Genomic DNA, 20,323 nt, shown 5'->3' with positions numbered 1-20,323 from the left:
AAATTTATGATGTTTGACAACTTTAGGGTGCATGAAGAAAGAAAGGTGTATGTTTCAGGCAGCCTTGTAATCAAATTGTATTTTTTTTCATCATATTTTTAAAAAATTTGGTGAAAAATATGGTTTAATAGTCCAAATAATACAGAAGCGTTTGAATGTTGGAGGTTGTATGAATCGGTTTTCGTTGAGAATGCAAATGGCATTGTTGGTGTTGGTGGCACTTGGGGTGTCATCTTTGTGTGTGATGGGGGTCTCTTCTTATAAAACACGGGAAGTGTTGATTCAAAAAAATTACGAGAAGCTTACCGTTGCGCGCGACATGAAACGGTTTTTTTTGGAGAAGTTTTTTAGTGACCAAGAGGCGGGGATTCGCGCCCTTTCTCAGCTAGACGAGTTTCATACCATTGTTCATGATTTGCTTTACATTTATCGTCGAGCTGAAATTGGTGCGCAGGATGCTTTTCCTGTGGACCACCCTTCGCTAAAGTTTAAAACCGCGCGCCATGATGCTTTTTTGAAAACTTACCAAAAAGACTATGGATATGGAGATGTATATGTGCTTGATCCGGTGTATGGGCACGTGATGTACACTGCAGCTAAGCGCAGTGATTTGGGTACAAGTTTAAGCAACACCCCGCAAAGCACTCTTGCAAAGGTTTGGAAAGAAGCCTTACAAAGCACTAAACCTGTCTTTGCCGACATGCAGCCCTATGCACCTAATGACAATCAACCCACAATGTTTGTGGCTTCGCGCATACTGTATGGCGAGGATATAATTGGAGTGGTGGTACTTCAGGTCAATCACGAGCAAATCAACACGATTATGAATTACCGCTCAGGATACGGAGAGAGCCAAGAAGATTATTTGGTGGGTCAGGATTTTTTAATGCGAAGTGATAGCTATTTGGCGCCTGATACGCATAATTTGGTAACTTCTTTTAAAAACAAAGCCACCGTAGCCACCCAAGCAGTAAAGCAAGCCCTTACGGGGGTAACGCACACGGAAGTTGTGGAAGATTACCGAGGAGCACGGGTACTTTCTTCTTATGCGCCTATCGCGGTGAGCCCAGGTGTACAGTGGGCGATTTTGTCGGAGATTGACGAAGTGGAAGTGTTGGCTGAACCCAACGCTATTCGTAACTCTATTTTTCTGACTTCGGCAGTCGTGCTACTTTTGGCTATCGGCGGCGCGTTGTATTTGGTGCAATTGCTTCTATCGCGCCCGTTGGAAAAATTTAAAAACACGATGTTAGAAGTGAGTAATACCCAAAATCTTACTTTGCGCCTCAATACCAATGCGCCTCAGGAATTAAGAATGATTGCTCAAGGGTTTAATGACCTCATGGAAAACCTTCAGCGGTTACTTCATGGCGCCAAAGAGGTCTCTAGTGAAAATGCCTCCGTGGCAGGAGAGCTTTCAAGCACGAGTTTGGCGGTGGGAAACAACGTAGAAACTTCGGTGGAAGTAGTTAACAGAGCGACCAAAAACGTTAGCCATGTAAAAGAAGGCATTGCCAAATCTATCCGCGAAGCGCAAGCGAGCAAGCAAGAGATCATGGAGGCCAATCACACTTTGCAAGAAACCAAGGAGCAGATTGTTGTGCTTGCCAGCAAGGTGCAAAACAACGCGGCTTTAGAGGTGGAATTAGCCCACCGCATCCAAGCCCTCTCTTCCAATGCTTCTGAGGTGCGCGGGGTGTTAGAGGTGATTTATGACATTGCTGAACAAACCAACTTGTTGGCGCTTAATGCCGCTATCGAAGCGGCGCGTGCAGGAGAACACGGACGCGGGTTTGCGGTGGTGGCCGATGAGGTGCGCAAACTGGCCGAGCGTACCCAAAAGAGCCTCGCTGAGATTAATGCAACGGTAAATGTCATCGTCCAAGGAGTGAGTGATGCGAGTGAACAGATTGGAAAAAATTCCCAAGAGATGGAAGTTTTGGCCAATGCTGCCCAAGAGGTAGAGGGAAAAATCAATGCTACCGCGGAGATTGTCTTCAAGGCGGCGCAAAATAACGATGAGATGGTCAAAGATTTTGAAATTTCAGGGGGAGAGATAGAGGCAGTTTCAAACATCATGGATGAGGTAAATGCCCTCTCGGGTGGCAATGCTCGCAGCGTAGAGGAGATTAGTACCGCAGCAACACACTTGCGTGCACTCACCGAAAAGCTTTCGCAGGATTTAGAGCGGTTTAAGACACGCTAAACGCGTTACATGTAAAGGTGGTTTTAGCCCTTTTGGGCGTAACCACCGCTAAGGCGGATTTCCAGCAAACGCGCTACCCGCGAAATGCTGAAAGTCATCACAAAATAAAACACTGCTAAAGTCAGATAGATTTCAAAAGGCTCGTAGGTGCGCACATAGATGAGCTGCCCTGCACGGGTGAGTTCGGTGATAGAGAGCACTGAAACCAAAGAGCTGTCTTTTAAGATGGCCGCGTAGGTGTTAGTGAGTGGAGGCAAGGTGATGCGTAACGCTTGCGGGTAGATGATGTAGCGCAAGCGCACCCATGCGTTCATGCCCAACGCCCGCGCGGCTTCGTGTTGACCATAATCAATAGCACCCATGCCAGAGCGGACGATTTCAGACATGTAAGCTCCGAAATTAAGACTAAGCCCTAAAATCGCCGCGTGGTGGGCACTCATAGCGATGCCCACTTGGGGTAAACCGTAATAGATAAAAAACAGTTGCACCAAAAGGGGCGTGCCGCGGAAAATCTCGATGTAGGTGACCATTATCCATTCTATCCCTCTGGGTGCACCAAGGGCGCGCCATGTGCCAATCAAAACACCGATGGCCAACGCAACCAAAAAAGATAAAAAAGAGAGGTAGATTGTCAGCCATGAGGCCTCTAATAAGAAGCCTAGATTTCCCCACACGGCACCAAAATTCACCTATTTAACCTGTAACCATTTTTCAACAAGGGCGTCGTACGTGCCATCGGCTTTGACTTGGGCGAGGGCTTGGTTGATTTGAGCAGTGAGTGCATCTTGGCCTTTTTTCATTACAATCACTAGCTCTGCCGCAGCCACTTCACCTGCGAGTTTGTATTCAGTGGCAAAATCTTTTTGGGTGAGGGCGTACGCATAGCCTACAACCACCGCGTCAATGCGTTTGTGTTTGAGGTCCAAAAAGGCTTCGGGGTTGTAGTTGTAACGAGAGACGGACTTTAGGCCTTCGAGTTTGTCTACCACTTGTTCGCTACCACTTCCAAGTTGCACGCCGACTACTTTGCCTTTTAAGTCTTCAGGTTTGGTGATGCGCGCATCGTCTTTGCGTGTGACGATGACATCGGTAAGCTCGTAGTAGGGGTCGCTGAAGTTGGCATTGTCTGCGCCCGCTTCTTGTTTGCTCATGGCGCTGAGGATGATGTCGTAATGGCCGTTTCTAAGTCCGCCTAGCAAGGCTTGCCATTCGGCGTCTTTGATGACAATGGTTTTGCCAAGGATTTTGCCAATGGCGTGGGCTAGGTCGATGTCAAACCCTACGATTTGGCCGCTTTTTTCATCGCGGGATTCAAAGGGTGGGTAGGCTGCGGCAAGGCCAACGGTAAGGGTATTGGAAGCCGCAAAAAGCAGGCTGTTAAAGGCCAAAATGAGGGTTAGGAAAAGGGATTTCACGAAAGCTCCTTGAGTAGTGTCGCCACCTCTTCGTGGGGCGATTTTTCATTGATGGCCCAAAAGGGCAACGTTATCCCGTGTTCTGCCAAGAGCGCTTGCAGTGATGCTATCATCACGCCCGCTTCGTTCTCCTCGCGCAAGCTCTCAAGACAGCTTTCCAAGCAAAAGCTCTCGTCGATTTCACCACCCCAGTCGCCCTTACATGTACGGTGCACTCCACAGCTTGGGCTACCGTCCACGCCGATACAGCCGCATACTTCATACCCACAGCGTTGGTATTCGAGTATTTCAAGCACGAAGGGTTCTAGGAGTGTTTTGCAGTGGGCGCGGTAAAAGGGCGTGTCGTATTGGGTTTTGACCTGACCCCAGCGGCGCATTCCACCGTGGCGCAGTTCAGGACAGGGGAGTTGGATGAGGCCAAAACCCGCTTCAATGAGGGGCAAAATGAGAGGTTTGAACGCACCTTCGTAGGGTTCGATGCCCTCTACTTTGGCGTTAGCATTCAAGAGGCAATGGGAAAGTAGCAACAAGCGCTTGGATCTTGGCATGGGATTCCTTTACGGTTCCCCAAAGAGGCAACTAGAACAATAATGCGGCGGCAGTGATGTCGGCCCAAACCTTGGGCAATGCTCGATGGAAGTGTGACATTGTAAAGAATGCGTGATTAAAAACGCCTTACATGTAAAGGGAAAAACCTTTACATGTAAGGATACTTCGTAAGACTAAAACGCGGGGATAATCTCGCCTTTAAAGGTTTCGAGGATGTACGCTTTTACCTCAGGTGAGTTTAAAGCGGCGTCTAGGGCTTTGATTTTTGGGTCATTTTCTCGTCCGCTTTTAACAACCAAGATGTTGGCGTAAGGGGAGTCGATGCTTTCCATTGCCAAAGCGTCTTTGGTGGGGTTCAGGCCAGCACTTAACGCAAAGTTAGTGTTGATGACCGAAAGGGAAACATCACCAAGGGTGCGGGGAAGTTGAGGCGCTTCGATTTCCACAAAGCGAAGTTTTTTAGGGTTACTGGTAATGTCGATAGGCGTTTTAAGGGGCGCGTCATTGAGGGTGATGAGGCCAAGGTGGGCTAACACTTCCAAGGCGCGGCTTTCGTTAGTAGGGTCGTTAGGGATGCTCACTTTGCTTCCGTCTTTGAGCGCGTCAAGGCTTTTGAGGCTTTTAGAATAGACACCCATAGGCTCAAGGTGTACGCTCACGGTTTTGACAAGGGTGGTGCGACGGTTTTTGTTAAACTCTTCGAGGTACGGGGTGTGCTGGAAGAAGTTCGCATCCAATTCGCCCTCTTCAGTGGCAAGGTTGGGGATGACGTAGTCGTTGAACTCTTGGATTTTGAGCTCATAGCCCGCTTTGGCTACAAGGGGTTTGACAAACTCTAGGATTTGGGCGTGAGGCACAGGGGTGGCGCCTACGACGATGACCTCTTTAGCAACAAGGGACAGCGCAGCAAGGGCGCTTAAAACCAATACACGTAATTTCATAAACAATCTCCTTAAAAATGATGGCGCAGTATAGCACAGCGCTGATTAAATAGCAAGTATTTTGACCGACTTACTACGGATTACTTCTTGAGTAACTTGTACAAGAGGTTCCCAAGCAATTGAAACCCCTGTACCATAAGGACGAGAATGATGACCGTGTAAGCCAATACATCGGGCCTGAAACGGTGGTAGCCGTAGCGAATCGCCACGTCTCCAAGGCCGCCACCCCCTACTGTGCCTGCCATAGCGGAAAAACCAACCACGACGATGAGGATGAGGGTGATGCCTGAAACAAGGCTAGGCAAGGCTTCGGGAAACATGACCCGAAAGACGATTTGCAGGTTAGTCGCACCGTAGGATTTGGGGGCTTCGATGATGCCACGGTCGATTTCCTTAAACGCGCTTTCGATGAGCTTGGCAAAAAACGGTGCCGTGCCGATGGTCAAAGGCACGATGGCCGCGGTGGTGCCGATGCTTTGCCCCACAAGCAGTTTCGTAAAGGGAAAGAGCACGATGATGAGGATGATGAAGGGAAACGAGCGCAAGGTGTTGATGATGAAATCTAGCGTTGTGTAGAGGGTTTTGTTGGGGCTTAAGCCGTTGCTGTCACTTAGTACAAGGACGATGCCAGGAATGAGGCCAAGCAAAAAAGCCAACAAGGTAGCCGTGAGGCTCATGTACAAGGTTTGGTAAATGGCGGGGAGTAAGATGGTCTCAAAGAGGGTCAAAAACGCGTCCATTAGGCTACCTCCCACAATACGCCGCTTTGGGCTAGGTACGCTTCTACCGCGCTTTGGTGGTGGGCTTCGAGGTTGATGACAAGGTGGCCAAGCACGGTGCCACCAAGGCGTTCTAGCTTGCCCCAGACGATGTTAAAGTCCATGTCAAGGGTGCGCGCCATGTGGGTGATGAGGCTGTGTTGGGCGACTTCTTTGGGGAAGTAGAGGTGGATGTTGACGCCTGTTTGGGGCAAGTACTCTTCCTCCCCAAGGAAGTGTTTGAGGCGTTGGGTGGGGCGCAAAAAGAGTTCTTCGACCCTGCCGTGGCCAAGGATTTTGCCCTGTTCTAGGAGCATGGCAAACTGGGCGGCTTTTTTGACCACTTCCATTTCGTGAGTGACGATGATGACGGTGATGCCAAAGGTGCGGTTGATGGTGCCAAGGAGGTCTAGGACGTCGTTGGTGGTTTTGGGGTCAAGGGCACTGGTGGCTTCATCGCTAAGGAGAATCTTGGGTTCTAGTGCCAAGGCGCGGGCGATGGCGACGCGCTGTTTTTGGCCGCCACTAAGGGCGTTGGGGTAAGCGGTGGCTTTTTCGGCAAGGCCGACGAGGTCTAAGAGTTCTTTTACGCGACGCGTGATGTGGGCGCGCTCATACCCGTGGACGCGCAAGGGGAGTGCGACGTTTTCAAAGACGCTTTTTTGGTTGGCAAGGGCGAAGTTTTGGAAAATCATCCCCATCTCTTTGCGCAGTTCGCGCAAAGCACTGGGGCTTAAGTCTTTGACTTTGTGGCCAAAGACTTTTAGGCTACCGCCTTGGTAGGTTTCTAGGCCGTTGATGCAGCGTAAAAGGGTGCTTTTTCCCGCGCCACTGTGGCCGACGATGGCGTGGATTTCCCCTGCGCCCACGGCTAGGTCAATGCCATCAAGCACGCACGTGTCGCCGTAGGATTTTTGTAACTGGTCTATGTGAATCACACCGTTCCTTTACATGTAAACAGTTTTGGTGGCGGTATTATAGCGTGTTGAGATGTTGTACTTCTAAAGCGCCTAAAGCGTGTCTCGCACCTTTTTAGGCAGTGCGCTTACCACGAGGGCATAAGAAGCGTCAATCCACTCCCGCAGGCTCTCTTCGTCAACTTCGCCATCGCAACTGATGGTGTTCCAGTGTTTTTTGTTCATGTAATACCCGCCCGTGACACTGGCGTAGAGGCTGCGAAGCTCGAGGGCGTAGATGGGGTCGCATTTAAGCGTAATGCGCGGGGGTGTTTCTGGCTCGGCGATGAGAGCAAACATCTTTTCACCCACCTTATACACAGCACTCGTGGCATCAAAGGGGTAGCTTTTGTGCGCACCTTTTTTGCTAAGGCAATAGGCGTCTAGGGCTTGGGCGGTCATGGGGGTTCTCCTTTGTGGGGTTTGTGAAAGTATAGCGCAAGAGGGAAATTGGTACTAAAAAATCTAGTGTCGCTTTAGCTAAATGCTTTACACCTCTCTTTTTTGTCAAAGTTTAATTATTTACCTTACTCATACCCAACATCCACCTTCACACCCAAAAGCTTCTCGCTATCATCTTCATCGGTTAGAGTTAAAATCGTATTTTGTTCCATAATCTCTTTGTATTCCTGCTCTGTGAGTATTGATTTGACTTCATTTAGTTGGTTTTGATTTACAGTGGCGATGTACTGATAATCTGTGTCATTAAAAAGCTCATTCACCACTTTAACTATCTCTGCTTTGTGTTTTTCATCTATGCCGTCAAATAGTCTGCTATCGTGAAAACTAAACTTGACATTGTGTCCGTGTCCTTTAAATAGCATCGTCATGTCGTAGCAAAAGATTTTTACATTGTTGATGCCATCTGAATTATCAGATTCTATTTTTGCTTCTATGGTGTAGCGTAGTTGATTTTCCCCCTCATTAGGGTACACGGTGATGCCCGATGTATTTTTTGGGTAAAAGCGTTTTGCCAAACTTCTAAAAAACTCTTGTTTTTCTTTTATAATAGGTTTTATTTCATCAAGATATTCTTCTGTTTTTTGTGCGTATTTTATAAAACCCTCTTTGATTTCAAGAGATTTCTTATGGTAGTTTCCTATAAGCTTTTCATAGTTTTGAAGCTTCTCTTTTTGAGCTTCTAAGTCTTTGAGTCTATCGCTTACTTTTATAACCACATCAAGTGCTTGGTGTGCTCCTAAGTACTTCATCTTGTCATCTAGCTCTTTTTTAAGCTCTACTTCTTTTTGAAGATTTTCTTCTAGTCTTGTTGAGATGAGTTGTTTTTGTTCTGAGAGCTTTTGGATTCTGTTGCTTGTCAATTTTGCATAAAAAGACTCTAAATCATGAAGCGTTTTAGAAACATTTTGTGGAAATACAATTTTGACCTCTTCGTAAACTTTTTCGATAGAATCTCTTCCTAAATCAGGCGATGTTTTTAGACTTTTTGTGATGTTATCTATTTGATTATTTAAAAGAACTATTTCATTGTGTTTTCTCGCAAGATCTTTTTCGATTGTGTCTGCTTCTATTTTGACATCATAGTAGTCTTCTGCCACTTCATACTTTTCTCTGCTTTGGCGTAGCTTGGCTATCTCATCTTCTAAGTCTATTATTTTGAGGTTTACATCTTTATCTTGTGTGAAAAACTCTCTTAGTAAGTCATCCTTTGCAATATTGTCTTCAAGCTCTTTAATTCTATCTTGCTCTTTTTTGAGTCGGTATTTTTCTTGTGCAAGATTTGTATCCAAGCCCATCAAAAATGCGTTTACCATAAGCTTTTGATAATCAGTAAAAAAGTTTGAAGGGTTGTCTGCATCTACATATGATTTTTTAAGAGGTCTGATAAAAAATGGCAAAGTATTTCTAAAAGTCAAGTTTTGTGTCTCAATTGGAAAATCAAAAACTATTTTGCTTAATTTTTGCGTAAAGTTATCAACTGTTAAAGCAGGCTCTTCATCAAAATATATTTTTGTAGGTTCTCTCATGGTTCGTTTGATGATATGTGGTTTACCTTCTATCTCAATAGTTAAATAAAATATCCAATCAGGCAGTTTTTCTATAAATGACTTATAATGCTCTTTTTTTGCTCCCAAGCAAAAATGAATAAGTAAAACTATCAGCGATTTTCCTACGCCATTATATGTTTTACTATTATCACTTGACTCTGGATTTTTTTGTTTGGCTACTATAAAACTTAGTCCTGATTTATTAAAGGTTACGGTTTTAAAACTCTCTTTATTTGCCGACAGTTCAATGAGTTTCATTTTTTACCACCTTTGCATTTACTTCCTTTACCACATCTATCGAATGCAAAAACAACAATGTCATGACAAGATTATCAAAACTATGTTTTGCAAAATAAAGTTCGTTTTGTAAGTCTTGCTGATAGTTTTGCCACAGCTCATCCACGCTTTTAGGCTCATTAAGGTTTTGAAGTATGTAGCTTCCAAATCCTAAAAATGATTCAGAAAAGCTAATATGTTTTGCGGGCATTATCATTGTACAGGCTCCTCAAAAATATCGCATGTTTCAAAATACATCGACATAATCACTATCGATTGTGATTGATATTCAGAACTACTTCGTGGTGATATTTCATTTACAAGTTCCCAAAAGAGTTCACTGCCACTGTAGGATTGTGCTAGTTCTTGATATATAGCACTAATTTTATTTTGGAGCTCTTGAGCTGTAAAGTCACTATTGTTTTTAAGGTATTCACTTAAAGTTCCAAGTTGAAAATAACCGTTTGTAAGTATTGTATTATCATAGCTAGTCAAATTATTAAACTTAATCTTTTTATCCCAATCAGGAACTACAATTTTTTCAGTGCCACTATTTAAAGACTTACCTTTTAGATGCTCCAATATCTCGTTTAAAATATCATAGTCCAATGATACTAAATTTGCAGGATTTGGAATATTCCCAGCAATAGCGATAATCTGATCATCATCTAAACTATAAAGTATATTTTCCAAGTCCTTTGCTACTAAAAACTTGCACTCCTTTAAGCTATTTGATTGCTTTATTGTTTCCAATAGTTGGAGAGCATCAGGATGCACGCCTTGGTATTTGTCATTGAGCACATAATAAAACTCTTGTATGTTGTCCCATTGACTCTGTAAACCATTAAAATCTGTTTGTATCTTTTTTATAACTTCTGGATATGATTTTTTTACATCCTCTGGTGCATGGACTTGAAAATATATCCCTTTACTTAAAATACAACCGTCATTTTTTCTATCACCAATATTTCCCCACGGTTTTATTTGGCAAAAATCAGGCTCCTTGTAGTTCATAATGACACTAAAGAGATCTTCAAACTTTTGCCCATTTGCTTCATGGATTTTGTTTTTGAAAAGTATTCTTGAAATGAATTTTTCGTCACGTGTCATTATTTTCCTTTACGTTTTCTATTTTAGCCAAAAACCTATTCCAAAAAGCTTTTATCAGCTACAGTTTTGAACCAGAGTGATGGCGGGTAACTTTTTCATGGGCGCGCTTTTTATAGGCTTTTATTCATGTTTTGATAATCGTCTTTTGGCATTTAGAAATTTATATCTTATCTTGCAAGAATATAGATTATAGTAATTTGAATTTTTATATACCCTTTACATGTAAGCCCAAACCTACCTAAAATCACACCGCATTTCATGGTCGTTCACCATCCCACACGCTTGCATGAACGCGTAGATAGTCACGGAACCTACGAATTTGAAGCCGCGCTTTTTCAGTTCACGGGTGAGTGCGTCGGAGATGGGTGACGTTGTTGGCGCGGTTTTATAATCGGGCACGTCGTTGAGGATGGGCGTGTGATTCACGAAACTCCAAAAAAAGGCATCCAACGAGCCGTATTCGCGCTTGATGTCCAAAAAGAGCTTGGCGTTGTGGAGGATAGCTTCGATTTTTTTGGGGTGTTTGATGACCTCCATTTGCAAAATCCGCTCCACATCTTTACATGTAAAGCCCGCCACCGTGTCCAAATCAAACCCTGCAAACGCCTCGCGATACGCTTCGCGCTTTTTCAGCACCGTCAACCAACTAAGACCCGCCGCTTGGGTTTCGAGGCTAAAAAGCTCAAAGAGCGCGCGCTCCTCATGCAACGGCTTTCCCCACTCAAGGTCATGATACGCCTCATACGTCGCATCCCTTGCCTTCACCCATCCACATCGCATGAATACTCCTTTTTTTGTAAAAGTATAGCGCAGGAAAACCCGCTACGGCTAAGAGTATTCAAACTGAAATTTGACTACCATGTAAAAAAGTTTTCAAAGGAGGTTCCCATGACCATCCTGGTCACTGGTGCCGCGGGGCTTATCGGCCAGAGTATCGCTCGTGTGTTGGTGGCGGAGGGGTATGCGGTTTTAGGGCTGGACGTCGCGCCAAATGTGGCAGAGGTGCTGGAGCCTTTACATGTAAGGCCTTTACATGTAAACCTTTCCGACATCCAAACGACCCTACGCGCCATCGACGAAGCCCTTAAAGAAGCTCCTTTGGCGGGCCTTGTAAACAATGCCGCGCTTATGCAGCACCACCAACACCTCTCATGGCAAGGGTTTGAAGCCATGCTTCGGGTCAATCTCACCGCGCCTTATGCCCTTTCACGGCACCTGTTTCCAAGGCTCAAAGCTACGGGTGGCGCCATCGTCAACATCGCCTCTACCCGCGCCCACATGAGCGAACCCCTCACCGAGGGCTACAGCGCGTCAAAAGGGGGCTTGCTCTCACTCACCCATGCGCTTGCCGCCTCCTTTGCGCCCCACGTGCGGGTCAATACCATAAGCCCAGGTTGGATTGCCCCAATTGATGCGCCTCATAGCCTAGATGACCACGCCCAGCACTGGAGCGGTCGCGTGGGTGTGCCTGAGGACATCGCACAGTTGTGCGCGTATTTGCTTGGGTCAAAAGCAGGGTTCATCACGGGTGCTGAGTTTGTGGCCGATGGAGGCATGACGCGCAAGATGCTGTACGTCTAAAAAAAGAACATCAGTCCAATCGCCCCGCAGGCCACCCCGACCCATACGGTGATGCTGTTTTCTAAAACAGCCAAAAAGGCTTCGGCGCTTAGCCAGCGTTGTTTAAGGGGTTCAAGGTTTACATGTAAAGGGGTTGAAAGATGGGTTTTGATGCTAGGATGAAACTCAAATTTAGGCAAGAGCGCGAGAATATCGCCTTTAGGGATGACAGGAAAGGCGTACTTTTTAAGCCCCCAAAACACCACCACGCCCACCAAAATGGGCACGATATTTTCTAGCCCAAGCACCCTAAATCCATACCCCGCTACCAAAGCACTTGCCACTGCGCATGCGGCTAAAGAGAGATTTGGCTCACTGGTGCGCTCGTGAGGCACGCTGCTCACAAGGCGCAAAAAATGGGCGACAAGCAGGGTGCTAAACACTGCGCCAGCCATTAAAACCCAGCCAAATTCCATACCGCTTTGCCCAAGTCCTGCTTTAAGTGCCCCCTTGGCTACCGCGCCACTAGCCAGAGGTGCTCCGCAAAGGGAGAGTCCAAGAAAAAAGGTCAAAATGGCATTCGTCGCCCCAAGACGGTGGTGCAGTGCAATGCCCGCTGCAAAAAAGAGCCCCGCTTTGACAAAGCCATGGTGCAAAATGTAGAGCATCAATCCCGTGCGAATCCCCTCCCATGCAGCAGGTATCATCAATGCCACGCCTATGGCTACACACACCACACCCATCTGCGAAACACTCGAGTATGCCAGCACGCTTTTGGCTTCTTTTTGAGTAAAGCCGACTATCACGGCCCCAAAAATCCCCACCATTCCAAGGCTCACGAGCACTAATCCAAGTTCTTCAAGGCGCATCCACCCTAAGGGCAAAAAGCGCATCCAGCCCAAAAGCCCCGCCTTGAGCATCACGCCCGAGAGCACTGCGCTTGCGGGCGCTGGGGCGATGGAGTGCGCCAAAGGAAGCCAACTATGTAAGCCCACGACACCCACTTTCACCCCAAATCCAAGGGCCAAAAACCACACGCCCCAAGAGGGAAGCTCTTGCATAAAAAGCGCATCAAACCCATGGTCACCCACCGCGCCAAAGAGCACCATCATCCCCACGAGTATGGCCCCTTCGCCCAAAAGTGCCATCACAAGATACACTTTTCCCGCGCGTAGTGCTTCGTGGTTATGTTTTGCAATCACCAAAGGATACGCCCCAAAAGTCATGAGCGCAAACAACAGGTAAAAACTCACCCCATCTCCCGCAAGGCAAAGCCCAAGATTGCCACTAAGGGTCAGCAGAAAAAAGAACCAAAAACCCCAGTTGTAGCTTTCTCTGAGGGCAAACAACCCTGCCAAAAACCACACTCCTGTACTCAACAACAAAAACAGTTGCGCCGTGGGGTCAAGACGCAAAAGCGTCCCCATAAGCACATCAGGAAGCCACAGCGTTGTAAAAGGCTTACATGTAAAGAGTACCACAGCGCCCCCAAGGGGTGCTAAAAAGGCGCTTTTGATCGCCAAATTTCGGGTTTGGGGAAGGGCAACCAAAAGCGCCATCGCTAAGGGCAGGAGAATGGGCAGAAGTAAAAGCGTGCTCATTGGTACTCCAATCTTGTAATGAGACGCACCCATGAAAGCGCACTTAAATCATGGCTGGCAAACAACCCAAGCCCAACTACCAACACCGCTGTCAGGAGCGGCGGCACTAAAAGAAGCAAGCGCGTTTCAGCGCGAGGATGAAAGGCAATGTGGGGCACAAAAGACTCTGTGGATTTCGCAAACCAAAGTGTGTAGACAACAGGCAAAAAGTAAGCCGCGTTTAGCAAGGATGAAGCCACCAATACCCCAAGTACCCAACCAAACCCCGCTTCTATGGCCCCAAGCCCCAAGTACCATTTGCTCACAAACCCCGCCAAAGGCGGCAAGCCAATCATTCCCAGCGCTCCCACGGTAAAGGCAAAGGAAGTAAGGGGCATTTTTGCCCCAAGCCCTGCCATTTGGCTTACTTTTTTGATATTGTAAGTCTCAGCAAAATTACCCGCGCAAAAGAAAAGGGTGATTTTCATGAGCCCCTGATTCACCAGATGCACCAATCCCCCGATGGTGCCAAGAGGCCCAAAGAGCGAAACACCCAGTAAAATGTACGAGACTTGGCTAACTGTAGAATAAGCCAACCGTTTTTTTAAATCATCTTGAAATAAAGCAATGATACTCCCAAAAAGAATCGTCGCACACGAAAGCACCATGAGGGGCGCAAGCAAGTGTAAGGCATAAGAGAGGGTAATGCCGTACACATCATACACTAGCCGCACTACTCCAAACGCTCCCGCCTTTACCACCGCAACAGCATGTAAAAGAGCCGAAACGGGGGCAGGGGCAACCATCGCCCGAGGTAGCCAGCCGTGAAGCCCCACCAAAGCCGCTTTAACCCCAAACGCCCCCAGAAAGAGAAAAAACAAGATATACAATTCTAGGGCGTGGGTTTGCTCAAAGGCTTCCAGATAGCCCCCATAGGCAAAATCCATCGCACCTGTGATGCTGTAAAGCCACACCGTTGCCACAAGGAGCAACACGCCACCACCTATGGTATAAAGCAGGTAAATTTTCCCCGCCTTGATGGATTCTTCGCTTTGGCGGTGGATAACAAGAGGGTAGGTTGTAAGGGTTAAAAGCTCGTAAAAAATAAAAAAGGTAAAAAGATTGCCCGACAAAGCAATGCCCACCGAGCTCATTACACACAGGCTAAAAAACCCAAAAAAACGGCTTCGATTGGGCGAATTTTCAAGATACCCAATAGCATAAACAGTGGTAAGAAGCCACAACAGGGCCGAAAGCGAACCAAAAAGCAATGCAAGTGCATCAGCTCGCAATACAAACTTCACCCCATGGACCAACGTCGCCTCAAAATGATAATGACGCCCCTCAATAACCCCCAAAAGCATCACGCTTATAAGGAGAAGTTTTATAATCGCGCCACTGAGGTTCAGTGTAGTTCGGGTTTTAAATGCTTCTTCTTTGAGGAAAAAAATACTCACCCCAACGCCTAGGGAAACAAGCACCAATACAAGGGGCAAAAAGGTGTTAACCATGGGCGTAATCCAATATGTGGGAGGTAAAAAATCCAAGCGCCAACGCCCCCAAAGAGAGCCCAAGGGCGGGAAGCTCTAGCCAAAGCGGTGGTCTTTGCAAAGAGAGCGTGTGGGTAGGCTTGGCAAAAAACACACTTAGCGGACGAAACATATAGCCAGCACTCAACACGCCTCCTGCGATGAACACTCCCGCAACAATCATTTCACGGTGTTCAAAAGCACTTAAAAGCAAAAGCCACTTCCCAAAAAACCCTAAACTTGGTGGCAATCCCATGATGCTCACCGCGGCAATCCCAAAGCTAAAAACACTCAAAGGCGCATAAGAGCCCACCCCCTGAAGTGTCACTAAATCATCTTTTTTGTGCACATATACCAATGCCCCTGCTGCTAAAAACATTCCCGCTTTGGCTAAACCATGGGCGAGAGCAAGGAGAAGAATCCCCTCTCTTGGCACAAGCGAATCATCAAACTTCACCAGCCCAAAGACTAAAAACAAATACCCAATCTGCGCTACCGTAGAGTAGGCGATAATGCGTTTGAGCTTGGTTTGAAGCAAGGCAAGCACCGAAGCGTACAGCACTCCCACTCCTCCCAAAATTCCGAGTCCATGCCCTAGGGTTTCATTGCCAAGCCCGCCATCAAACCACAAGCGGTACAGTAAGAAAAAAGAACCTTTAATGACGAGCCCAGAAAGCAAAGCAGACACAGGCGAAGTAGCATTGGCGTGGGCTTTTGGCAACCAAAAATGCAAGGGAAATAAAGCGGTTTTGAGGATTAATCCTGCGGCCATTAAGCCAAAAGCAATGTTGGAAGTAGGGCTAGAAATAAGGGCTTTACTAAGGAGATCCAAGGAGAGCACGCCGTACTCTCCGTATAGCAAGGCTACGCCAAGAAGATAGGCCCCAGAACCTACAAGGGTAGTAAAAAGGTAGGTCAAGGAGGCGCGAAGGGCTTCTTTGGTGGGACGCAAAGCACTAAGCCCAATGGCACTCAATCCTACGATCTCAAGGGCTACATAGAGGTTAAACACATCATCACTCACAAACAAAAGTGTCAACCCAAGGCTAAGAAAAAAAGCAAGAACAAAAAACCGTGAACGCTCCTTGTGGTTGTTTTTGTAAGCAGTATTGGCGTACAGCCCGACCCCTAAAAAAACCGCGCTAGAAAGCAAGCAAAAAAGGAGTGAAAGGGGACTTAACCACAACTCTATCCCCAAAGGCGCCCCCCAATCCCCGAGGGTAATGCGTCTAGGTAACGGTGTCCAAAAAGCGGTGTAAAGCGTCAGACCAAACTGCACTCCTAATCCCAAAAGTGCCACCACATTGGCGCGCTTGGGCCACAAAAAAACCATCAAAGCAAAGTACAAAGGCGTGAGTACAAGGCTCATGTGTTTTCCTGTACATGTAAAGCTCTCACTAGTGCTAACGCCAGTGCCGTAGCGCCAAGGGCTACCACAATACCTGTAAGTACCATGGCATTTGCCACAGGGTCATCCCCGCCACCTCCCAGGGTGATTAGCAACAAAAAAATACCGCTAGAAAAAAGGTTTAAAGCGAGAATTTTTTTAATGTACTCTTCTTGAAAAAGCACTCCTGCTAACCCAAGGCACACAAGAAACACCCCGCACCCCGCGAACACTACCACCGCTTGCTCCTGCTAGGTTCATTTCCCACAAAAAAACCACCCAAAATAACCCCTAGTGTCAAGGTCAAAAAGAACTCGACCGCCAAAATAACATGCCCCGCAAGAGCTACTCTGTAAGAAAAAAACGCCCCCCAAAACAGCGAAACTGTGCCTGCCAAAAGAAAAAAAGCCAACCCAAAGACAGCACTAATGCGCACATAAAAAGGGGAGATTTTTTGCGTAAGACCACTCAGGCGATAAAAAATAATCAGTGCCGCCAGTAGTGCCGCTGCTTGAAACGCGCCCCCTGAATCTACGCTTCCAATCAGCCATAAATAAGTTGCCCCTACTAAAAAAAAAGGAGCAAGGGCACGTACCAAAAATTTTGGCATCCCTCCGGGTCTAAAAAAAATAGCATGCCTAGCCGTGGGCGCAAGGCCCAAAAATGCCAAAAAGGCAATCAACAATACTGTTACTTCAAGCAAGGTGTCAAAAGCACGAAAGTTTAAAAGCACCGCCGTAACGGGGTGTGAAACCCCGCTTTGGGGTAACGCTTCCATGACGTATGTCGGCTTTACATGTAAGCCAGTGTTTGCCTCCCAAAGCACCAATCCCAAAGCACCCCCTAGCACAACCAGAAAAACCATCGCCAAGACTCTCATGGGGTGTCCTTGGGGTTGTGGCGCAAGTGAGCTAACGCGTCTAGGAGCAATGCCCCGCTGATACCTGAACCAATTGCCGCTTCGGCTAAGGCCACGTCAAAGGCCCCCAGACGCCCCCAAACAAGGGCAAGAATAATGCCAAACAAAATAAAAAGCAAAATAGCATTGAACGTATCACGGATAAACACCAACCGCAACGCACATGAAAGCAGGGCAAATCCTAAAAGGATGTCAATGAGCATGGGGGTCTTCTTTGTATTTGGAACTGGCGATAATGTACGCTAGTGAAGCACTAGAAACCAGCGTCAAAAGCCAAATCGCTCCAATCTTAAGGGCAATGCTCACGCTGGGCGCTTCAAGCATCAGGCCAAGGGCGATGCACCCAAGTCCCACATTGTCTACCTTGGCAAGGGCGTGGAGCCTAGAATACAAATCAGGAAAACGGATAAGCCCTACGGTGCCAATGGTGATAAACACCGCGCCAAGCCCCACAAGAAAAGCCCCAAGCATCAGTGCGCTCCCCATGTGCGCTTAGAAAAAACCACTCCCGCTACCGCCGAAAGCAAGGCAAAAACAAGGCCAATGTCTAAAAAAGACCCCTCTCCGCTTAACCCGTAAAATACCAATAAAATACAAATACCTGTGGTGCTAAGCAAGAGTGAAGTGAGTAATTTGTCGCCCTCGCCAGAGGTACGCAACACAAACCAAAACGCGACCATGATATTGATGAGCAACACCACCGCCACAATAAAATACATCAAGCACTCCCGCTTGAGAGAATGAAAAGGGATTCAAGCTTTTGGTGTGTTTGTTGTATGAGGGCCTCATCAAAAAGCGACTCATCTAAAATGTGTAGGGTTAGAGCGTGTGGACGAAGCGCTACACTAAGGGTTCCTGGCATAAGGCTAAAGACGTTGCCCGTGATAGCATTGGTGGAAGGGTTGCCGCGAAGGGTGAGCGTGTGGTAGCGTGGCGAAAGGGCAATGTCACGTTTGAAAATCAGCTTAGCAACCCCAAGGGCGCCAAGAAAAGAGTGGTACAAGAAAAAAGGTACAAACCGCAAGGTGTTGCCAAGGTGGAGGCGGTGCCCTTTTCCCAGGGAGACGGCCTGGTAGATAAGAGTGAGACCAAGGGCGCACATCAAAAGCAAAGGAGTGCTAAGGCGCCCTTCGCTCAAAATCAATAGGGTGCCAAAAAAGAGGCTAAAACGCACGAGAAAGGAAAAGGAAAAAAAGGTAAATTTCATGAAAAACCTTTACATGTAACGTCAAATGATTGTAGCAAATCTACAGTAAAAGCGAACTTTACTTGTAATTCAAGGGGGGAGTGAGTAAAATGGCAGAACATGCAACAAGAGGAGAAACACCCATGGAAACATCAACCAGTCTAACGCCCAAAGGCATGGTCCGATACAAGAAACTCTTAGAAGCCGCCGGAGAGGTTTTTTTGGAAGAGGGTTTTGAAAAAGCGGGTATGAATCAAATCATCCAACGCTCAGGTGGCTCGCTCTCAACAGTGTATAAGATTTTTGGAAACAAAGAGGGGCTTTTTGCTGCGGTGCTTGAATACAAAATGGCGCTCATTTTTGAAGGGATAGAACAAAAAATAGCCTTGGGAGAAGAGGACTTAAGCGGCTTTTTGATGGCTGTTGGTAGTGAATTTTTAGACTTAGTGAGCACGCAAGATGCGGTGTTGTTTCACCGTTTGATTATTAGCGAAGGACATCGTGACAATGGAAAGCTTGGCAAATTGTTTTTAGACCATGCTGGCGACAAAATCGCAACATTGATTACCTTGCGCCTTGATGCGGCCAAGGCGCAAGGTAAGATTCGTGTCCAAGATACCAATTTAGCAAGCCACCAATTTTTGCACGCCCTTAAAGACCCCTTTTTATTTCGGCGGGTTTTGGGGGTAGAGATTGACATTTCGCCCGAAGCAAAAGCACGCGCTTTGACCCAATTGGTGGGGATTTTCTGCAAGGGGCTCTAGTAAGGTTGACATATTAAAAATACCAGAGTATAATCGCTGGCTTTTTAATGTAATAAAAATTACAAAATCGGAGATAACAATGCAAAATCGGCTAATACAAAGTGTGTGTAGCGTAGCGCTAGTGCTCTTTTTAACAGGGTGTTTAGGGGAAGAGACCAGCCAAGCAACGCCACCTGCTAGACCCGCACCTGTAGTAAAAACCCTTGTTGTTCAGCCTGCGGATATTCCTCTAAGCTACGAATACCCCGCCAAAGTTCACAGTGTTCAATACGTAGACGTTGTAGCTAGGGTGCCAGGCCAGCTTATGGCAAAACATTTTAAAGAAGGCCAAGTGGTGCAAAAAGGTGATTTGCTTTACGAAATCGATCCTGCCAAATACCAAGCCACTTACAATCAGGCCGTGGCTTCTTTGGGTGTTCAAGAAGCGGCTCTTAAAGCAGCAAAGCGGGACTGGGAGCGCACGCAAGCGTTGTACGAGGCGAACGCGTTAAGCCAGCAAGTGTACGACAATGCGCTTAAAACCTACGACGCAGCAAAGGCTTCTTTTGAAGCAGCTAAGGCGACCCGCGACCTTGCCAAAATTGATTTAGAGTATACCAAGATTTACGCTCCTAGTTCAGGAGTAGCAGGCCTAGCTTTGCTAGATGAGGGGAACTACATCACCTCTTCAAGCACCAAGCTTGTAAGCATTACGCAAGTAGATCCTGTTCATGTGGCTTTTTCTTTGCCAGATCGTGATATTTTAAAGCATAAAGAGGCGTTTAAGGGTGCTGATGTGCGTCTTTTAATGGGGGGAAACCCCCTTGAAAATAAAGGCGAAATTACCTATATGGATGCCACTATTAATCCTGCAACTTCCACCATCCAGGCCCGTGCTACCTTTGAAAACCCTGAGAACATCTTAATGCCAGGATTGTTTACACGGGTTCGTTTGGAGGGTTTGGTGGCGCGCAACAGCATAGCCATTCCTCAAAGTGCGCTTATGCAAGATGCTACTGGCTCGTTTGTGTATGTGCATCAAGAGGGAAAGGTTCAAAAAGTACCCGTTGTGATTGATGAGCCTAGGGAAGGGATGTTTATCATCCAATCAGGCCTTAAAGGCGGTGAAGAGCTTATCCTCAATAGCCTTACCAAGCTTCGTCCCAACGCCCCTGTGCGCGTTGAAAATCCGTAAGGGT

General features: G+C 46.8%; 24 protein-coding genes. 4 read left to right on the top strand and 20 right to left on the bottom strand.

Annotated features, from left to right (window positions below; genetic code table 11):
- The first annotated feature begins 169 nt into the window (after positions 1 to 169).
- Complete coding sequence (locus JWV37_RS05795; protein ID WP_205458832.1) at positions 170 to 2,206, top strand: methyl-accepting chemotaxis protein; 2,037 nt, start codon at positions 170 to 172, stop codon at positions 2,204 to 2,206.
- 23 nt (positions 2,207 to 2,229) lie between these two features.
- Here the strand turns inward: JWV37_RS05795 and JWV37_RS05790 are convergent, their stop codons facing one another.
- The 11 genes from JWV37_RS05790 to JWV37_RS05740 all read right to left on the bottom strand — a co-directional run bounded on the left by JWV37_RS05790 (position 2,230) and on the right by JWV37_RS05740 (position 11,000).
- Complete coding sequence (locus tag JWV37_RS05790) at positions 2,230 to 2,895, bottom strand: amino acid ABC transporter permease (protein WP_205458831.1); 666 nt, start codon at positions 2,893 to 2,895, stop codon at positions 2,230 to 2,232.
- A complete protein-coding gene (locus JWV37_RS05785; protein WP_205458830.1) occupies positions 2,896 to 3,621 on the bottom strand; it encodes a transporter substrate-binding domain-containing protein in 726 nt (241 codons plus the stop codon). It abuts the gene before it with no gap.
- On the bottom strand, positions 3,618 to 4,169 hold the full coding sequence (locus tag JWV37_RS05780) for a CD3072 family TudS-related putative desulfidase (RefSeq protein WP_205458829.1): 552 nt from the start codon (positions 4,167 to 4,169) through the stop codon (positions 3,618 to 3,620). Before JWV37_RS05780 ends, JWV37_RS05785 begins: the two co-directional genes overlap by 4 nt.
- A gap of 174 nt (positions 4,170 to 4,343) precedes the next feature.
- On the bottom strand, positions 4,344 to 5,111 hold the full coding sequence (locus JWV37_RS05775; protein ID WP_205458828.1) for a MetQ/NlpA family ABC transporter substrate-binding protein: 768 nt from the start codon (positions 5,109 to 5,111) through the stop codon (positions 4,344 to 4,346).
- Positions 5,112 to 5,191: 80 nt separating this feature from the next.
- Positions 5,192 to 5,851 carry a methionine ABC transporter permease gene (locus JWV37_RS05770; RefSeq protein ID WP_205458827.1) on the bottom strand — a complete coding sequence of 220 codons (660 nt, stop codon included), beginning with the start codon at positions 5,849 to 5,851 and terminating at the stop codon, positions 5,192 to 5,194.
- Entirely contained in the window at positions 5,851 to 6,807 is a 957-nt protein-coding gene (locus JWV37_RS05765; protein ID WP_205458826.1) for a methionine ABC transporter ATP-binding protein, read from the bottom strand. The genes JWV37_RS05770 and JWV37_RS05765 overlap by 1 nt, the downstream gene beginning before the upstream one ends.
- Positions 6,808 to 6,879: 72 nt before the next feature.
- Positions 6,880 to 7,227 (bottom strand): MmcQ/YjbR family DNA-binding protein, encoded by a 348-nt coding sequence (locus JWV37_RS05760; protein ID WP_205458825.1) that lies wholly within the window; start codon positions 7,225 to 7,227, stop codon positions 6,880 to 6,882.
- Between the two features lie 125 nt (positions 7,228 to 7,352).
- Positions 7,353 to 9,092: a DUF2326 domain-containing protein gene (locus JWV37_RS05755; protein WP_205458824.1), complete on the bottom strand. Its 1,740-nt coding sequence runs from the start codon at positions 9,090 to 9,092 to the stop codon at positions 7,353 to 7,355.
- Positions 9,079 to 9,321: an ABC-three component system middle component 6 gene (locus JWV37_RS05750; RefSeq protein ID WP_205458823.1), complete on the bottom strand. Its 243-nt coding sequence runs from the start codon at positions 9,319 to 9,321 to the stop codon at positions 9,079 to 9,081. The genes JWV37_RS05755 and JWV37_RS05750 overlap by 14 nt, the downstream gene beginning before the upstream one ends.
- A gap of 2 nt (positions 9,322 to 9,323) precedes the next feature.
- On the bottom strand, positions 9,324 to 10,220 hold the full coding sequence (locus tag JWV37_RS05745) for an ABC-three component system protein (protein ID WP_205458822.1): 897 nt from the start codon (positions 10,218 to 10,220) through the stop codon (positions 9,324 to 9,326).
- Positions 10,221 to 10,454: 234 nt separating this feature from the next.
- A complete protein-coding gene (locus JWV37_RS05740; RefSeq protein WP_205458821.1) occupies positions 10,455 to 11,000 on the bottom strand; it encodes a DNA-3-methyladenine glycosylase I in 546 nt (181 codons plus the stop codon).
- Between the two features lie 108 nt (positions 11,001 to 11,108).
- On the opposite strand from JWV37_RS05740, the gene JWV37_RS05735 reads away from it, so the two are divergent.
- On the top strand, positions 11,109 to 11,801 hold the full coding sequence (locus JWV37_RS05735) for an SDR family oxidoreductase (RefSeq protein ID WP_205458820.1): 693 nt from the start codon (positions 11,109 to 11,111) through the stop codon (positions 11,799 to 11,801).
- Here JWV37_RS05735 and JWV37_RS05730 read toward each other — a convergent pair.
- The 9 genes from JWV37_RS05730 to JWV37_RS05690 are packed head-to-tail and all read right to left on the bottom strand — an operon-like array spanning position 11,798 to position 18,402.
- Positions 11,798 to 13,381, bottom strand: coding sequence for a complex I subunit 5 family protein (locus JWV37_RS05730; protein ID WP_205458819.1), 1,584 nt, complete (start codon positions 13,379 to 13,381; stop codon positions 11,798 to 11,800). The two genes, JWV37_RS05735 and JWV37_RS05730, sit on opposite strands and share 4 nt — an antisense overlap.
- Positions 13,378 to 14,871, bottom strand: coding sequence for a complex I subunit 5 family protein (locus tag JWV37_RS05725; RefSeq protein ID WP_205458818.1), 1,494 nt, complete (start codon positions 14,869 to 14,871; stop codon positions 13,378 to 13,380). The genes JWV37_RS05730 and JWV37_RS05725 overlap by 4 nt, the downstream gene beginning before the upstream one ends.
- A complete protein-coding gene (locus JWV37_RS05720; protein WP_205458817.1) occupies positions 14,864 to 16,258 on the bottom strand; it encodes a complex I subunit 5 family protein in 1,395 nt (464 codons plus the stop codon). The genes JWV37_RS05725 and JWV37_RS05720 overlap by 8 nt, the downstream gene beginning before the upstream one ends.
- Positions 16,255 to 16,515 carry an NADH-quinone oxidoreductase subunit K gene (locus JWV37_RS05715; protein ID WP_205458816.1) on the bottom strand — a complete coding sequence of 87 codons (261 nt, stop codon included), beginning with the start codon at positions 16,513 to 16,515 and terminating at the stop codon, positions 16,255 to 16,257. The genes JWV37_RS05720 and JWV37_RS05715 overlap by 4 nt, the downstream gene beginning before the upstream one ends.
- Entirely contained in the window at positions 16,509 to 17,156 is a 648-nt protein-coding gene (mbhE, locus tag JWV37_RS05710; protein WP_205458815.1) for a hydrogen gas-evolving membrane-bound hydrogenase subunit E, read from the bottom strand. Before mbhE ends, JWV37_RS05715 begins: the two co-directional genes overlap by 7 nt.
- Complete coding sequence (locus tag JWV37_RS05705; protein ID WP_205458814.1) at positions 17,153 to 17,398, bottom strand: Na(+)/H(+) antiporter subunit B; 246 nt, start codon at positions 17,396 to 17,398, stop codon at positions 17,153 to 17,155. Before JWV37_RS05705 ends, mbhE begins: the two co-directional genes overlap by 4 nt.
- Positions 17,388 to 17,666, bottom strand: coding sequence for a cation:proton antiporter (locus JWV37_RS05700; protein ID WP_205458813.1), 279 nt, complete (start codon positions 17,664 to 17,666; stop codon positions 17,388 to 17,390). The genes JWV37_RS05705 and JWV37_RS05700 overlap by 11 nt, the downstream gene beginning before the upstream one ends.
- Positions 17,666 to 17,914: a monovalent cation/H+ antiporter complex subunit F gene (locus JWV37_RS05695; RefSeq protein WP_205458812.1), complete on the bottom strand. Its 249-nt coding sequence runs from the start codon at positions 17,912 to 17,914 to the stop codon at positions 17,666 to 17,668. Before JWV37_RS05695 ends, JWV37_RS05700 begins: the two co-directional genes overlap by 1 nt.
- Positions 17,914 to 18,402: a Na+/H+ antiporter subunit E gene (locus tag JWV37_RS05690; protein ID WP_205458811.1), complete on the bottom strand. Its 489-nt coding sequence runs from the start codon at positions 18,400 to 18,402 to the stop codon at positions 17,914 to 17,916. The genes JWV37_RS05695 and JWV37_RS05690 overlap by 1 nt, the downstream gene beginning before the upstream one ends.
- A 122-nt stretch (positions 18,403 to 18,524) precedes the next feature.
- On the opposite strand from JWV37_RS05690, the gene JWV37_RS05685 reads away from it, so the two are divergent.
- Both JWV37_RS05685 and JWV37_RS05680 read left to right on the top strand, forming a co-directional pair.
- Positions 18,525 to 19,145: a TetR/AcrR family transcriptional regulator gene (locus JWV37_RS05685; protein WP_205458810.1), complete on the top strand. Its 621-nt coding sequence runs from the start codon at positions 18,525 to 18,527 to the stop codon at positions 19,143 to 19,145.
- 79 nt (positions 19,146 to 19,224) lie between these two features.
- Positions 19,225 to 20,319 (top strand): efflux RND transporter periplasmic adaptor subunit, encoded by a 1,095-nt coding sequence (locus JWV37_RS05680; protein ID WP_205458809.1) that lies wholly within the window; start codon positions 19,225 to 19,227, stop codon positions 20,317 to 20,319.
- The last annotated feature ends 4 nt before the right edge of the window (positions 20,320 to 20,323 follow it).

Origin of the sequence: Sulfurospirillum tamanense (assembly GCF_016937535.1) — a bacterium.
GTDB lineage: Bacteria > Campylobacterota > Campylobacteria > Campylobacterales > Campylobacteraceae > Sulfurospirillum_B > Sulfurospirillum_B tamanense.
Note: the sequence above shows the minus strand (reverse complement) of the source record. Positions and strands in the feature narration are given on the sequence as shown.

Bases quoted from the DNA above. Each gene is read 5' to 3' on its own strand.
- JWV37_RS05795 (WP_205458832.1), top strand. From the start codon at position 170: ATGAATCGGTTTTCGTTGAGAATGCAAATGGCATTGTTGGTGTTGGTG.
- JWV37_RS05730 (WP_205458819.1), bottom strand. From the start codon at position 13,381: ATGAGCACGCTTTTACTTCTGCCCATTCTCCTGCCCTTAGCGATGGCG.
- JWV37_RS05755 (WP_205458824.1), bottom strand. From the start codon at position 9,092: ATGAAACTCATTGAACTGTCGGCAAATAAAGAGAGTTTTAAAACCGTA.
- JWV37_RS05750 (WP_205458823.1), bottom strand. From the start codon at position 9,321: ATGCCCGCAAAACATATTAGCTTTTCTGAATCATTTTTAGGATTTGGA.
- JWV37_RS05725 (WP_205458818.1), bottom strand. From the start codon at position 14,871: ATGGTTAACACCTTTTTGCCCCTTGTATTGGTGCTTGTTTCCCTAGGC.
- JWV37_RS05720 (WP_205458817.1), bottom strand. From the start codon at position 16,258: ATGAGCCTTGTACTCACGCCTTTGTACTTTGCTTTGATGGTTTTTTTG.
- JWV37_RS05680 (WP_205458809.1), top strand. From the start codon at position 19,225: ATGCAAAATCGGCTAATACAAAGTGTGTGTAGCGTAGCGCTAGTGCTC.
- JWV37_RS05770 (WP_205458827.1), bottom strand. From the start codon at position 5,851: ATGGACGCGTTTTTGACCCTCTTTGAGACCATCTTACTCCCCGCCATT.
- JWV37_RS05690 (WP_205458811.1), bottom strand. From the start codon at position 18,402: ATGAAATTTACCTTTTTTTCCTTTTCCTTTCTCGTGCGTTTTAGCCTC.
- mbhE (WP_205458815.1), bottom strand. From the start codon at position 17,156: ATGAGAGTCTTGGCGATGGTTTTTCTGGTTGTGCTAGGGGGTGCTTTG.
- JWV37_RS05700 (WP_205458813.1), bottom strand. From the start codon at position 17,666: ATGCTTGGGGCTTTTCTTGTGGGGCTTGGCGCGGTGTTTATCACCATT.
- JWV37_RS05685 (WP_205458810.1), top strand. From the start codon at position 18,525: ATGGAAACATCAACCAGTCTAACGCCCAAAGGCATGGTCCGATACAAG.
- JWV37_RS05695 (WP_205458812.1), bottom strand. From the start codon at position 17,914: ATGTATTTTATTGTGGCGGTGGTGTTGCTCATCAATATCATGGTCGCG.
- JWV37_RS05705 (WP_205458814.1), bottom strand. From the start codon at position 17,398: ATGCTCATTGACATCCTTTTAGGATTTGCCCTGCTTTCATGTGCGTTG.
- JWV37_RS05735 (WP_205458820.1), top strand. From the start codon at position 11,109: ATGACCATCCTGGTCACTGGTGCCGCGGGGCTTATCGGCCAGAGTATC.
- JWV37_RS05740 (WP_205458821.1), bottom strand. From the start codon at position 11,000: ATGCGATGTGGATGGGTGAAGGCAAGGGATGCGACGTATGAGGCGTAT.
- JWV37_RS05780 (WP_205458829.1), bottom strand. From the start codon at position 4,169: ATGCCAAGATCCAAGCGCTTGTTGCTACTTTCCCATTGCCTCTTGAAT.
- JWV37_RS05760 (WP_205458825.1), bottom strand. From the start codon at position 7,227: ATGACCGCCCAAGCCCTAGACGCCTATTGCCTTAGCAAAAAAGGTGCG.
- JWV37_RS05775 (WP_205458828.1), bottom strand. From the start codon at position 5,111: ATGAAATTACGTGTATTGGTTTTAAGCGCCCTTGCTGCGCTGTCCCTT.
- JWV37_RS05745 (WP_205458822.1), bottom strand. From the start codon at position 10,220: ATGACACGTGACGAAAAATTCATTTCAAGAATACTTTTCAAAAACAAA.